The sequence below is a fragment of the Microcoleus sp. B7-D4 genome (assembly GCF_036705125.1).
In the GTDB taxonomy this organism is placed as follows: Bacteria; Cyanobacteriota; Cyanobacteriia; order Cyanobacteriales; family Microcoleaceae; genus Microcoleus.
In genome coordinates this window covers 40,525-55,491 of record NZ_JAUBTT010000058.1, presented here as the reverse complement: position 1 = coordinate 55,491, position 14,967 = coordinate 40,525, and the positions used below count along the sequence as shown (strand labels likewise).

6 protein-coding genes are annotated in these 14,967 nt (G+C 44.5%); 4 read left to right on the top strand and 2 right to left on the bottom strand.

Annotation, left to right across the window (positions count from 1 at the left end; all coding sequences use genetic code 11):
* Positions 1-379: 379 nt before the first annotated feature.
* The 3 genes from QUB12_RS22780 (at position 380) to QUB12_RS22770 (ending at position 9,389) form a co-directional block, all read left to right on the top strand.
* A complete protein-coding gene (locus tag QUB12_RS22780; protein ID WP_333143771.1) occupies positions 380-2,767 on the top strand; it encodes a GAF domain-containing protein in 2,388 nt (795 codons plus the stop codon).
* A 406-nt stretch (positions 2,768-3,173) separates the two neighbouring features.
* Positions 3,174-8,687 carry an AAA family ATPase gene (locus QUB12_RS22775; RefSeq protein ID WP_333143772.1) on the top strand — a complete coding sequence of 1,838 codons (5,514 nt, stop codon included), beginning with the start codon at positions 3,174-3,176 and terminating at the stop codon, positions 8,685-8,687.
* A 276-nt stretch (positions 8,688-8,963) separates the two neighbouring features.
* Positions 8,964-9,389 (top strand): hypothetical protein, encoded by a 426-nt coding sequence (locus QUB12_RS22770; RefSeq protein WP_333143773.1) that lies wholly within the window; start codon positions 8,964-8,966, stop codon positions 9,387-9,389.
* A gap of 41 nt (positions 9,390-9,430) precedes the next feature.
* On the opposite strand, the gene QUB12_RS22765 is transcribed toward QUB12_RS22770, so the two are convergent.
* Positions 9,431-9,856: a DCC1-like thiol-disulfide oxidoreductase family protein gene (locus tag QUB12_RS22765; protein ID WP_333285193.1), complete on the bottom strand. Its 426-nt coding sequence runs from the start codon at positions 9,854-9,856 to the stop codon at positions 9,431-9,433.
* A 138-nt stretch (positions 9,857-9,994) separates the two neighbouring features.
* On the bottom strand, positions 9,995-13,075 hold the full coding sequence (locus tag QUB12_RS22760) for a PAS domain S-box protein (protein WP_333308467.1): 3,081 nt from the start codon (positions 13,073-13,075) through the stop codon (positions 9,995-9,997).
* A 409-nt stretch (positions 13,076-13,484) separates the two neighbouring features.
* On the opposite strand from QUB12_RS22760, the gene QUB12_RS22755 reads away from it, so the two are divergent.
* The gene (locus QUB12_RS22755; protein WP_333143775.1) at positions 13,485-14,678 is read left to right on the top strand and encodes an NAD(P)/FAD-dependent oxidoreductase; all 1,194 of its coding nucleotides are present in this window, start codon (positions 13,485-13,487) and stop codon (positions 14,676-14,678) included.
* Positions 14,679-14,967 lie beyond the last annotated feature (289 nt).

The window sequence follows — 14,967 nt, the reverse complement described above, 5'->3', positions numbered from 1 at the left end:
CTTCTGCCTCCTGCCTCCTGCCTCCTGCCTCAAAACTCCAATTTCTAGCGGAGGGCTGCAAAGGTGAGATGCTCCCCCTGCTATATATCTCGCCTCTGAGTCAAATAGCATTAGTTGCTGACACTATCCGCTACTGTATACCGCTTATAATGGGTGTTACCCGCCAGGTGGTAAACACGTTGATATCACCTATAACGTCGAGACTGAGAGGTTGTTTGTGAATAAAAGTAAAAGTCCCTGGGCCCATCGTCCGAGAAAACACCCAGTTTCCGATACCCACACACAAACTTTACAAACAGGATCTAAGTTCTTTACAAAGCCATAATCGCCGATCGCTGACATTCTTTGGCCAAATCCACTGCTTTCAGGTGTTTTACTCATGTCTACTCCTAAATCGTCTTCCCATCAAAACAACAACAACTCCGTAAAATCACTGCCAGCGACAGATATCCTCCCAACAAAGCAAGACAGTAACAATCTGCCCAGCGAACCAAGTATAGAACAGCTACTGGAAGCTTTGGCGGGCAAAGTACCCAGTCAATCTTCTGAAATTGAACCGTTGAAAACGTGGAAACAAGATTTACAGCGATTGTTTCAATTTCTCGGCGATCGCCGCGTTTTAATCGCAGTAATGCAACCGGGAACTTTTGCCCTGCGTTACGCTAACGCAGCATTTTGCCGCTTGGCCGGTTGGGAGGAAACGTCCTTGGCAACTCAATTTACCAACGGTTGGTTTGCAGAAACCGACATCACTCTGCTGGAACTGTTCGAGGATGGGGACGGCAAAACAGCAGAACAATTGTACCGCCGCCACCTTTTGCACTGGGTATTTAAGCAATATTATCAAATTGACATTGACGGTTTGCGGGTGCTAGACGAACCTGCCACGGCGAGTGTAAAAAACCCCAAACACCGAGAACCCAGATTCATTGAATTTTGGCTGGGTTCGGAACAGTTAAAAATTACTCGAATTGACTCAAAAATAGATGAATTTGCGGATTTTTCTTTAAGATTAATGCCTGTTGCGGAACGGGAAGCTTGGCTGATGCAGCCGAATCAATTGGAAAATTTAGCCGATCGATTGCAGTTGGATAATTACCGCGTAGAAGGCTTGCTGCTGCTAGAAGGTTTTGATGTCACTGTGCAGGAGCAAATTCGGCGGCTGACTCAGTTATTGATCGATCGAGATTCGATGCTGCGGGCTGACAAATTTGAGAGAATCGATCGGTGTTTGCGATCCCTCTTCAATGCTGACGGCACTTTGCTGCTGCGCCCCGACGACGATCAGGTACAGCTATTAGTTGCAAAAGACGGTCAACATTTGCAGCCGATTCTTTATTCAATGCACTCCCTAGAAGCTTCTCACTTTTTGAAGGCCACAGCAGCCAATCAAGTTTGGAACGTGCCAGACTTGCGTAGGGAGTGCGAAACCGAGTGCGATCGAACTTTGCGGAGAATGGGAACTCGATCGATGCTGCTGGTGCCCCTGGTAGTCAAATCCGTCACCCGCGAGGGGCGCGGGCAGCGGATTTTGGGTGTTGTGGGGCTGTTGTGCGATCGGCCAAACCACTTCAACGGCATTGACGCTAAACACGCCCAAGAACTCATTCCCGCCTTCATTGCAGCCCTGCGGCAAGCCATCCAGGAGCGGTTTACCCACATTCACAACATCCATCCCGCAGTCGAGTGGCGGTTCGCCCAAGAAGCAGAAAGGCGAAGTTGGGGACTACCTCCAGAAACAATCGTATTTGCTGACGTTCATCCGCTGTACGGAATTTCCGACATTCGCGGTTCTAGCGACGAAAGAAACCGAGCCATTCAAACTGATTTGCTCGAACAATTTCGCTTAGGTTTAGTCATAGCTGATGCCGTTTGCCAAACACAAACTACCCACCTCGGTGAGCAACTGCGGCTCGACTTGCTCGACTACATCGAGCATTTAAAACAAAAAGTAACAGTCGATATGGAGGTGCGAGCAGCCGAGTATTTAAACGAGCATTTAGAAGTATATTTTGACTATTTTGTGCAGTGCGGGCCCAAGGTTCAGGCAGCCGTTGAAGCTTACCAAGCAGCCTGTGAAAATGAACACAACTGCGTTTACAGCGATCGCAACCGCTACGACCAAATGCTGAACCTAATCAGCACCAAACTCCAAGAAACCTGGGCGCGCTGGCAAGAAAAAATGCAGCAAATTCTTCCCCACTACTGCGACATCGAATGCACCGACGGCATGGATCACATGATTTATGTAGGAAAATCCATCGATCCCAAATTTAGCCAGTTTCACCTACACAGTTTGCGGTACGAACAACTACGAGCTATTTGCGATTGCGGTCGCACAGTTTTTCGCCTGCAATCCGAGTCTCAAATCAACATGGAACTCGCACATTTAGTGTTAGTTCAGAATACCACGATCGACATTTTTCACAACGAAAATACCGAAAAAATGTTTGATGTCAAAGGCACTCGCGACATCCGCTACGAACTTGTCAAAAAGCGGATCGAAAAAGCCGTTGACAAAGACGCACAAGAGCGGATTACTCAGTCGGGGATGTTGACTGTTGTTTATTCCACCGAGGAGGAGTGGGAAGAGTATGAGCAATACTTGCGCTACTTGTCTCGCGAAGGTTGGGTAGAGCCAAAAGTTCAGACCGGCATGGTAGAATCACAACAAGGAGTTAGCGGTTTAAAATTCGCCCGCGTGCGTATTTTGCCTGAACCGGAATCTATTTCTACTATCTGTGAAGTTACAGTAGTCAGCGATTGATAACCCGTTCAATTGCCTGTTTTATGCCCAGTGCGATCGCTCCCATGCCCCTGAAAAACTGTGCAGCCAAAGCATTCGGGACTCACACACAAGACCAATATTACATTTATGATGTTTGTTGACACCAAGGGAGCATCTCATATTTGTAAAAACACTTCTTCTTGCTCCTTCCTTCTTCCTCTTTCCTCCTGCCTCCTGCCTCCTGCCTCCTGCCTCAACACTCCAATTTATAGCTGGGCGGCTTTCATTGAGATGCTCCCGACACCAACGATCAAGCCCACATTTTCACTTAGTGTATATTGCGTGTGATTGGAAATCGCCAAATACACGATCGCAATCACACAAAATCAAGATTAAGTAATGTTAATCTAATGAGAATTAGCTCCTGTAATTTCTAACTTAAATGATGTTAAACTTATCACAATACCAAATAACTTCTACTCTGCACGAAGGCGTCGAAACAATAGTCTATCGCGGACAAACACCGACAGACGCGCCCCCAGCAATTCTGAAAGTCCTCAAAGCCGAATATCCCACCCTCGAAGCCATTACCAGGCTCAAACACGAATATCAAATCCGCCAAAATTTAGACAGCGAACAAATCGTCAAAGCCATCAGTCTCGAAACATTCGACCACCGATTAGGAATCGTTTTAGAAGACTTTGGCGGCGAATCCCTCGCAAAACTGCTGGAAAGAGAAACCTTGAGCCTGCCAGCAAATTTACACCTCGCCATCCAAATAGTCAAAGCCTTACAATACCTGCATTTTCATCACATTATTCACAAAGACATCAAACCCAGCAACATCATAATTAACTCGCAAACAAAACAAGTAAAACTCACCGACTTCGGCATTGCTACAAAACTCAACAAAGAAAATCCGCAATTTAACAATCCCAACTCAGTCGAAGGCACCTTAGCCTATATGTCACCCGAACAAACCGGGAGAATGAACCGCACCCTCGACTACCGCACCGACTTTTATTCCCTTGGTATCACATTATATGAAATGCTGACAGGAAAATTGCCTTTCTGCAGCAACGACCCCTTAGAAGTAGTTTATAGCCACATTGCAGTTCAACCAATATATCCCCATCAAATCAATTCAGAAATACCTGTCGCCATCTCAGAGATAGTGATGAAATTGATGGCAAAGAATGCCGAAGATAGATATCAAAGTGCGGCCGGATTGTTAGCCGACTTAGAAATTTGTTTGCATCAGTTAGAAACCACCGGACAAATTGCCGACTTCATCCCCGGACGCTTAGATATTCTCAGCCAATTGTTAATCCCCCAAAAATTGTACGGTAGAGAACAACAAGTCAACGAACTATTAGCAGCATTTGAACGTGTAGGGGCGGGTTCACCCAAATCTTTGCCACCCAACCTAAATACCGAAAAACCCGCCCGCCCCAATGCAGAAACCATTTCTGCCGCATCTTTTCCACCAAACCAAAATACAGAAAAATTCGCCCATTGCCAAAGCGAATTAATGCTAGTATCAGGCTACTCAGGCATCGGTAAATCAGCCGTAGTCAACGAAGTTAGCAAACCCATTACCCGGTCAAAAGGTTACTTCATCAGCGGCAAATTTGACCAACTAAAACGCAACATTCCTTATGCCTCATTAATCCAAGCATTTAACTCCTTGCTGCGGCAATTGCTAACTGAAAGTGCACTTTCATTAGAAATATGGCGCACTAAAATTTTAACAGCAGTGGGAACAGACGGCCAAGTAATTGCCGACGTAATTCCCAAAGTTGAATTAATCATCGGCAAACAGCCCGAAGTCCCAGAACTCGCCCCCATAGAATCCCAAAATCGATTCAATCGGGTATTCAAAGAATTTATTCGCGTTTTCGCCCAAAAAGAACACCCCCTAGTTATCTTTTTAGACGATTTGCAGTGGGCAGATTCAGCAACATTAAAGTTGATGCAAATACTGATAACTGACCCTGACCAAGAATATTTGTTGCTAATCGGTGCCTATCGAGACAATGAAGTTAGTCCCACCCACCCCTTAATTCAGACTGTAGAAGAAATTGAAAAAACTGGTACAAGAGTCAACAATATCGTGCTGCAACCGCTGGATTTAGCAAATGTGACGGAATTAGTCACTGAAACACTTAATACGGGTACAGAAAAAGTAACAAATCTAGCCGAGTTAATCTGGAATAAAACGGGTGGCAATCCTTTTTTCTTGACTCAATTACTCCAAGCACTTTATCAAGACTCTCTTTTGAAATTTGAATTTAATCACATTATAAATGAGGGAAATACAAGTGGCTGGTATTGGAGTATCGATGAAATTCAAGCCATTGGAATCACCGATAAAAGTGTGGTGGAACTGGTAGCTTCTCGCATTGAAAAATTGCCCGCAGCCACGCAAAAAATGTTGAAATTAGCAGCTTGTGTCGGGGATAAATTTGCTCTAGATGTGCTGTCACTTGTTAGCGAAAAGTCAGCTAATACTACAGCAACTGAACTTTATTCAGCTTTGCAAGCCGGGTTAATTCTGCCCTTGAGCGATGCTTATCGCATTCCTTTAGTTTTCGATCGAGCCGAATCAATCCATCTCAAGTTAGACACTTCGCGGGTTAGTTACAAATTTTTGCACGACCGCGTTCAGCAAGCCGCATATTCGCTAATTCCCGAAGACCAAAAGCAATCCACCCATTTAAAAATCGGTCAATTACTGTTACAAAATACTCCACCAGACAAGCTAGAAGAAAACATCTTTGATATCGTCAATCAATTAAATGTCGGAGTTGACACGATTAGCCAACAGTCAGAAAAAACTCAGTTGGCACAATTAAATTTAACTGCTGGACGCAAAGCCAAAGCGGCGGCTGCGTATGAAGCTGCTGTTAGGTATTTGCGGGTTGCTATGGAACTATTGCCTGCGGATTCTTGGCAAAGCCACTATGACTTAACGTTAGCAATTTACGAGTCAACGGCAGAAGCTGAATACTTAAACATCAACTATGAAGATTCAAAAAAACTGGTTGATATTGTCGTGCAAAAAGCTAAAACTTTACTGGAGAAAGTGAATGTTTATGAACTTCAAATCCAGTCTTATAACGCTCAAAATAGACTTGTAGAAGCACTCAATACAGGACTGGAAGTGCTGAAAATGTTAGGTATTTCTTTTCCTCAAAACCCCAACGCGCTAAATATTGTGCCGGGACTGATTAATACAAAACTGAGCTTGGGATTGAAACGAATTGAGGATTTAGCTAACTTGACACAAATGATTGATCCCGAAAAACAAGCAGCCATGCGGATTTTATCAGGGATTCTCAGCAGTGCTATTCAGGCCAAGCCCCCACTGGTACCGCTGCTGGCCTTTAGGATGGTCAAGCTGTGCATTAAATATGGTAATTCGCCTTATGCGAGTATTGCCTACGTTTTTTATGGCGTAGTTATGTACAAGCTAGGGGACATTAGTTTGGCATACCAATTCGGTCAACTGGCAATTAGGATGTTAGACAAATTTCCCTCCCGTTCAATCAAAAGTAGAGTTTATACAGCCTTTGGTTCTTTTATTAACCACTGGAACGCCTCTGTCAAGTCAGGATTAGACGAGCTCAAAGAAGGTTTTCAAGCTGGGATCGAAACTGGAGAGTTGGAATATGCTGGTTATTCTATAACTGAATATTGCTTCAAAAAACTGTCGATAGGAGAGCCTCTAGATTTGGTGGATCAGGAGACTGGTAAATATATGAAACTAATGCAACAATCTCAACTAGAAATAGCTGTACAGCATATAAGTATAGGCAGGCAGACAGCCCTCAATTTGCGCGGTCAAGCTGTCGAACCCTGCCATTTAGTCGGCGAGAGATTTAATGAATTAAAAATGCTCCCCGTTTTAATAGAAACTAAAAATTTTGTTTTAGTTGGTGTGGTTTATTATGCCAAAACTCAGCTTAATTATCTCTTCAGGAACTATGCGGAAGCCTTGGAAAATTCAAGGTTATTTGAGAAACATGAGGAGTCCGTAGCCGGCTTTTATGTGGTTTCTCTGAATAACTTTTACTCCTCTCTCAGTATCATAGCTTTGTATCCAGCAAGTGGCAAAGGGGAACAAAAGCAATATCTGGAAAAAGTGCTGCAAAACCAAAATAAGATGAAAAAATGGGCAGTTCATGCTCCGATGAATTATCAACACAAATACGATTTGGTAGCAGCCGAGAAAGCGCGAGTATTGGGGCAAAATAGCCAAGCAATGGATTTGTACGATCGCGCAATTGATGGAGCCACCAAAAACGGTTACATTCAAGAGGAAGCATTAGCCTGTGAATTAGCAGGAGAATTTTATCAAGCTTTGGGTAAAGAGATAGTTTCTCAAGCATATCTGACTAAAGCCTATTATGGATATATCCATTGGGGAGCCATAGCTAAAGTTAAACACTTAGAATCAACACATCCTTTCTTAGCAGCACAGACGCGCACAATTCCAACCCCAACCCTCGATGTCACCCGCACTGCCACGGGAAATACTACCAGTAGTAGTTTAGGCGATTTATTAGACTTAGCTACTTTTATTAAGTCGGCCGAAGCCATTAACGGTGAAATTGTTCTAGAAAAATTGTTGACCAAATTAATCAAAATTATTTTAGAAAATGCGGCGGCTCAAAAAGTAGTGCTGCTGCTGCTGAAAAACGATATTCTCTGCATAGAAGCTACTGGCAGTTTTGCGGAGGATACAGTGACAATTTTACCCTCTATTCCCGTAGAAAATAGTCAAGATGTTCCCCTGTCTGTGATTAATTACGTCCACCGCATTCAAAAGCATCTGGTTTTAGACAATGCTACTGTCGCCGAACCTTTTAACGTAGATACCTACATTCAGAAATATCAACCAAAATCACTTCTCTGTTTGCCGATTATTTATCAATCTCAGCGGCGCGGAATAATTTATTTAGAAAATGCTTTGACAGTAGGAGCTTTTACAGCAGAGAGAGTAGAAATATTCAAAGTTTTAATTTCTCAAGTTGCTATTGCTGTAGAGAATGCTGGTTTGTACGCGCGCGAAAAAGAAAAATCTCAACAGTTAGAAAAATCTTTCAATGAATTGCAACAGGCGCAACTGCAACTCATTCAAAGCGAAAAAATGTCTGCTCTCGGCAATTTGATTGCAGGGGTTGCTCACGAAATTAACAATCCGCTGGGTTTTATTGCGGGCAATCTTGATGCTGCTGCTGAGGCCAGCTTAGATTTGATTGATTGCTTACAACTTTACCAAGAAAAATTTCCTAATCCTGGAGATGAATTACAGGATAAAGCATCGGAGATTGATTTAGACTATTTGATCGAAGATTTGCCGAAAATGCTTTTATCTATGAAATCAGGTACAGAGCGCATTCGCAATATTAGCAAGTCTTTGCGGACTTTTTCCCGCGCTGACAGTGCGAATAAAGTGTCAGCAAATATTCATGAGGGCATCGACAGCACTTTGATGATTTTACAGTATCGCCTGAAAGCTAAAGATACTCGCCCCGCGATTAAAATTATCAAAGAATACGGAGATATCCCGCCAGTTAAATGTTATTTTGGGCAACTGAATCAGGTATTTATGAATTTGCTGGCAAATGCGATCGAGTGTTTTGACGAATTCAATCAGGGCCGCACTTATGCTGAAATTGAAGCTTTACCGAATACGATCGCCATTATCACTCATCTCTCGGAGGATAGCAACAGCGTGGTGATTAAAATCAAAGATAACGGTAAAGGGATGTCATCGGAGGTCAAGTCGAAAATATTTGACCATTTATTTACTACTAAAGGAGTAGGGAAAGGTACGGGTTTGGGGTTGTCTATCAGCAGGCAAATTGTGGAAGAAACCCACGGCGGTAAACTAACTTGTGAATCGGTGCTGGGAGAAGGTTCGGAATTTGCGATCGCCCTTCCCCTGAATTAAGATTATGGAACTATGGGGTGTTTTAAAACCCGGAGATCCCCCCTAACCCCCCTTAATAAGGGGGGACAAGAGCATCCTCAAAGTCAACCCCTACTCCCCTTTTTAAGGGCGATTTAGGGGGATCGAGACTCGGCTAAAAACGGCATAACACATATATGAAAAATTGTCAATGCCTAATTATTTCGGAAAAAGTCCGCTGTTCACAGGCTACATTCGGCAGTATGCAGTTACATTATTAGCTAAATGTAATAACTATATTTGATAGGAGTTTTTCGCGTGAACGCTGCCGAACAAGCCAAAAATATAGAAGTTGCCAGCAAAATTGCTGCGGTTGTTAATTTATTCAAGTCCGAATTCCCGGATACAAAAGTCGATTTGAAACCTTGGATGAATGACCAGGATACCAGAGAACTTGTAGATCCAGATTCGATCGACATTGGCTTTCATTTCCCCGGTAGAAGCCGCTTGTTGCAAAGCCGCAGCATCTTGATTCAAATCCGATTTTACCAAGATCCGGTAGAAGGAAGCCGTCGGGCGATCGGGGTTGAGGCCGCCGGTTACGATCATACTGGTCAGCAGTGGCGCTTTTCCACAGTGGAAAATTGGAGTTTTTTCGGTGCAACCGAACCTGCTGCGGAGTCTGCCCAAAAACTCAAAGACTTTTGCCGTGAGATATTCGGTTTGTTTAATCAATCTTTTTGAGGACTTCAGTTTTCACGGATCTCCTGTTTGTAGTAAAGACTTTATTCCTTGCTATTATCGCAATTGTCGATCGACTTACAGCCAACTGGATAAACAGATTTGTAAGTAGTCGATCGCTTGCCAAACAAAGTATAGCGGTTATCGCGGACTTGTTCGTACACGCGATCGCCCATCCACTTCATCCCCGGCATTGCCCGGTAAGCAGCCACAAACACCTCGCCAGCAGGAAGTATCCGCCCGATTTCCTCCGCCGCATCGCTGCCCTGCCAGCGGCGTTCCGGGGTGTTGCCATCTATCAAAATCATCCCCATTTCGCAGTCTTCAGACGTAATCCCAAAGCGATTTAATTGCTCTAAATCTTGCATGGAAATATACTCAAAATTCTTGCCTTGGTCTAAGTTTTCTAGTAACTGCACCAAGGTAACGCAGAGATTGCAATTGCCGTCGTAAATTACGCTATATTTCATGGTTAGGGGGAATAATGAATTGGGCATTGGGCATTGGGCATCGGAAATGGGTAATTGGTAGTAAATAACTACTGACAACTGACAACTGACTACTGACTACTGACAACTGACAACTGACTACTGACTACTGACTACTGACTACTGACTATTCCCCACAGGAATCTCGATCGCAAATTCCGTCCCTTGACCCGGTGCAGAATCGCACTTAAGCAGCCCGCCGTGTTTTTCCACCACAATTTGATAGCTGATAGACAGCCCCAAACCAGTACCTTTACCAGGTTCTTTCGTAGTAAAAAACGGATCGAACAGCCTTTTGTGAACATCTATCGGAATCCCCGGCCCGTTGTCAGCAATCCGAATCACAATATGAGAAGGATGTGGCATTGCATCATCAGAAACAGCAGAATCTGCTTGCATCAAAGCATCCTGTTCATATTTTACATCCGTACAAATCCGCAGCGTCGGCGAAGGACAATAAGGAATAGGCGCCAGTTGTCCCTCTGCCCACTGTCCAGTCTCCATTGCCTCTTCCAAAGCATCAATTGCATTGCCAATAATATTCATAAAAACCTGATTCAACTGTCCTGCATAACACTGTACGCGGGGCAAATTCCCGAACTCTTTGAGCAGCACAATTTTAGGACGCCCTGCCGTTTCTTTCAACCTGTGCTGCAAAATCAATAAAGTGCTTTCAATCCCTTCGTGAATATCCACCTGCTTTTGTTCGGATTCATCTAATCGCGAAAAATTTTTCAGTGACAGCACAATTTGGCGAATTCGTTCGGCTCCCATTTTCATCGAATTTAGCAGATTCGGCAAATCTCTGAGCAGAAAATTCAAATCGATATCATTTATCTCTTGTTGAATAATCGGTGTTGGGTGCGGGTATTCCTGCTGGTAAAGTTGCAGAATTTTTAGCAAGTCTTGAAAGTAATCGTCAGCGTGCATGACATTGCCGTAAATAAAGCTAACTGGATTGTTTATTTCGTGAGCAACCCCAGCGACTAATTGCCCCAAACTTACCATTTTTTCATTTTGAACCATCATGCTTTGAGTTTTATGCACGTCCCGCAGGGCTTTTGCCAATTCTTCATTTTTAGTCCTCAATTGACTTTCGGAAAGCCGCACCGCTTCTTCTGCGTGTTTGCGATCGGTAATATCTTTGCGAATTGCTACATATTGATGGGGTTCTCCGCTGCTATTTAAGAAAGGTACAATGGTAGTATCCAACCAAAATAATGTGCCGTCTTTAGCTTGATTTTTCATTTCTCCCCGCCAAACCTTTCCCTGGCGGATTGTTGACCAAAGCTGCTTGAAAAAATCGGCTGGGTGATAGCCAGAATTGACAATTCTGTGGGTTTGGCCGAGCAGTTCTTCTCGGGAGTATTTAAAGAGTTCGCAAAATTGCTCGTTGACATAGGTAATGGCTCCGAATTCGTCGGTATTCGAGACAATTGCTGATTGATCCAAAGCAAATTTTTCAAATTCCAACTCTTGGAGAGTTTGGCGCAATTCTGCTTCTGCTTGTTTGCGATCGCTAATATCGGTAATCATCCGCAATACCCCGGAAAATTCGCCCTCACCGTCGAACATCGGCGTCGCGGACACGATCGCCCACAAGTGAGATCCGTCTTTGCGAGTAAACTTAAAATCGTGGCGTTCCCGAAGGCCTTGCCGCCTGCGCTGGACGTAACTTTCTGCTATTTCCCTAGACTCGCAGTCGATAAACTCAAATAGCGAGCGCCCCAGCATTTCCTCCACAGTATACCCCAGCATTTCGGCCATCCGAGAGTTAGCAAAAGTCGTGGTACTTTCGCTGTCAAACATCCAAACGCCCTCCGAAGCCGTCTCGACAATGCAGCGGTAATAATTCTCCCTCTCCCTGACTGTTGCCTCTGCTTGCTTGCGATCCGTAATATCAGTTTGCACCGCAATAAAACCTTCGAGTTCCCCATTTTCTTGATAAATTGGGGCAATCGAAAGCGCCACCCAATAACCCCTTCCATCCTTTTTGTAATTGTAAATTTCCTGATTAAACGGCACGCCTGCAGCCAAAGCCGATCGCAGTTGAGCAATAGTTAGCGGGTCTGTTTCAGGGCCTTGCAGTACATCACCCGGTTTTTTTCCCTGTATTTCTGCGAGCACATAACCGCTAATCCGAGTAAATCCTTCATTCACCCATTCAATGCAGCCTTGAGCATCAGTAATAATCACACCATTTTGCGTTTTTTGAGCCACAATTGCCAAGCGCGACAATTCTGTTTCAGTTTTTTTGCTTTCCGTAATATCTTCAGCAATACCCAGAATGTACTTAGGTGTGCCCGACTCGTCAAACAAAGGAACTTTTTTCGTGTGCAAAATCCGCTTTCCTCGGTGCGGAAGTTCGATAGTTTGTTCGGGCAAATCGACGCCTTTTCTCGTGGCCAGCACTTCTAAATCTTGTGCTTGCAAGTAATTGGCATGATCTGACTCGAACAAGTCAGCAGCATTGTTTAAGATCACTTCATCCCTGGAATAGCCAAACAATTCTTCGCTAGCAGTATTCCAATAAATAAAATTTTGCTTTACAGCATCTTTAATAAAGACGCTAATCGGCAGATTTTGCAGTACCGCATTCAGAAAATCTTGAGTGTTTCGCAGGTCTTCCTCAGCTCGCTTTCGTTCAGTAATATCCAAAATTACTCCGTCGAGATAAACAACCCGACACAGAGAATTTGCGATCGGCGAAACCGGCGAAACCGGCGAAACCACAGCCGACAACAAGCCCTCAATTTGCCCTTGTCCCTCTTGTCTTCCTCTCGCCTCGTCCGCCTCGCAGCAAACAGCTTTGCCTTTTTCGTAAACCCAGCTAATGCCGCCGTCCGCCCGGACAATCCGGTATTCAAGGATGTACGGAGTTCTAGTTGCTACACTTTTTTTGACAGTAGCATCCACATTTTTGCGGTCTTGAGGATGGATAATGCTTGCCAAGGAACGGACGCGATCGTTGATAAAATCAGAAGAGGGATAGCCTGATATTTCTTGAACCGCCTCGCTCAAAAACGCCATTGTCCGTGTTAATTCCCCGTCCTCCGTATACTCGCAGGTACAGCGGTAGACAGCACCGGGAATATTAGCTACTAAATTTTTATATTTTTCTTCGCTTTTTAACAAAGATGAGCCGTCTTCGTTATTGTGATCGCCGTTCTTAAATTTAGAAGAATTCGAGGAAATTTGCATGATTTTTTCACTTGTGAGTGCGGGGGCAAGTGTTAGAGTAGATGACCCTATAAAAAGTGAATTAAATTTGCGAAATAATTCGTTATAAACTAATATAGTACAAAATTAGTTCTGCGAACATTCAGAAAATTTGAGGGCGGGTAATAGGTAAAGCTAATCAAGGCTATAGATATAGAAAACAGTTCGGAAACGCATTATCTAACGGATTTAACGCATTTAACGGATGGATGTTGAGGTTCGAGGGAAACAGGGAAGATTTTCCCACTTTCCCACTCTCCCACTCCCCCCATCTCCCCCTCTCCCCATCTCTCCCACTCCCACTCCCCCAATCTCCCCCTTCCCCACTCCCTCACTCTCGTTAGAATAAGATAAGTTTCCCTGCTACCGTGAGCCCCTCACACAAAACACCATGACTCAACAACAACCCCGGATTTGCATTCTCGGCGGAGGCTTCGGCGGACTCTACACAGCCCTGCGCTTGAGTCAGTTACCCTTCTCCAAAACCGAAAAACCCGAAATTGTCCTAGTTGACCGCCGCGATCGATTTTTGTTCGTTCCCCTGCTGTACGAACTCCTGACCGGCGAACTCCAAACCTGGGAAATTGCCCCGCCGTTTGCCGAACTCTTGGAAAACACAGGCGTGCGCTTTTGTCAAGGTACTGTTTCCGGCATCGATGTAGAGGAAAAGCGAGTGAAGTTGCACGACGGGCCAGAAATTCCGTGCGATCGCCTTGTTTTAGCTTTAGGCGGCGAAACCCCCCTAGATATGGTCAAAGGTGCCGTTGAATACGCTTACTCATTTCGCACCCTCGACGACGCCTACCGCTTAGAAGAAAGATTGCGGTTTTTAGAAGGCAGCAATACCGACAAAATTCGGGTTGCGATCGTCGGCGCCGGTTATGCGGGAGTAGAATTAGCTTGTAAATTAGCCGATCGACTCGGAGAAAAAGGTCGCGTGCGGTTAGTCGAGCAAGGGAACATGATTCTGCGGACATCACCGGAGTTTAACCGCGAAGCCGCCACCCAAGCATTAGAAAAACGGAAAGTGTGGATCGACTTAGAAACAGAAGTAGAGGCGATCGAAGCCGACACAATATCCTTACTTTACAAAGGACAATTAGATGTTCTCCCCGTAGACATAGTGCTGTGGACAGTAGGAACTCAAGTTAGTCAAGCAGTGCGATCGCTACCCCTCAAACAAAACCGCCGCGGTCAATTAATAGTCAATTCGCAAATGCAAATTATCGACCATCCAGATATATTTGCCTTGGGAGACTTAGCAGAATGTCACGATGCAAATGGTCAAAAAGTCCCCGGAACAGCCCAAACAGCCTTCCAGCAAGCTGACTACACCGCATGGAACATTTGGGCATCCCTCACCGGCCGTCCTTTACTTCCTTTCCGCTATCAGCCCCTAGGAGAAATGATGACATTAGGAATTGACAACGCCACCCTGGCCGGTTTAGGAATTAAACTCGACGGACAACTAGCCCACATTGCTCGCCGCCTAGCCTATCTCTATCGGATGCCAACATTTGATCATCAACTAAAAGTTGGTTTCAATTGGATTAGCAGGCCGATTCAGGAGTTGCTTAAAAGTTAATCGATGCTTCTTCAAATAGATCGGCAACAGGCAAGATGCCCGTTCCCAAAAAATTCAATGTTCTTGTGGAATGGGCATCTTGCCCGTTCCCAAAAAATTCAATATTCTTGTGGAATGGGCATCTTGCCCGTTCCCAAAAAATTCAATATTCTTGTGGAATGGGCATCTTGCCCGTTCCCAAAAAATTCAATATTCTTGTGGAATGGGCATCTTGCCCGTTCCCAAAAAATTCAATATTCTTGTGGAATGGGCATCTTGCCCGTTCCCAAAAAATTCAATATTCTTGTGG

Bases quoted from the DNA above. Each gene is read 5' to 3' on its own strand.
- QUB12_RS22780 (WP_333143771.1), top strand. From the start codon at position 380: ATGTCTACTCCTAAATCGTCTTCCCATCAAAACAACAACAACTCCGTA.
- QUB12_RS22775 (WP_333143772.1), top strand. From the start codon at position 3,174: ATGTTAAACTTATCACAATACCAAATAACTTCTACTCTGCACGAAGGC.
- QUB12_RS22765 (WP_333285193.1), bottom strand. From the start codon at position 9,856: ATGAAATATAGCGTAATTTACGACGGCAATTGCAATCTCTGCGTTACC.
- QUB12_RS22760 (WP_333308467.1), bottom strand. From the start codon at position 13,075: ATGCAAATTTCCTCGAATTCTTCTAAATTTAAGAACGGCGATCACAAT.
- QUB12_RS22755 (WP_333143775.1), top strand. From the start codon at position 13,485: ATGACTCAACAACAACCCCGGATTTGCATTCTCGGCGGAGGCTTCGGC.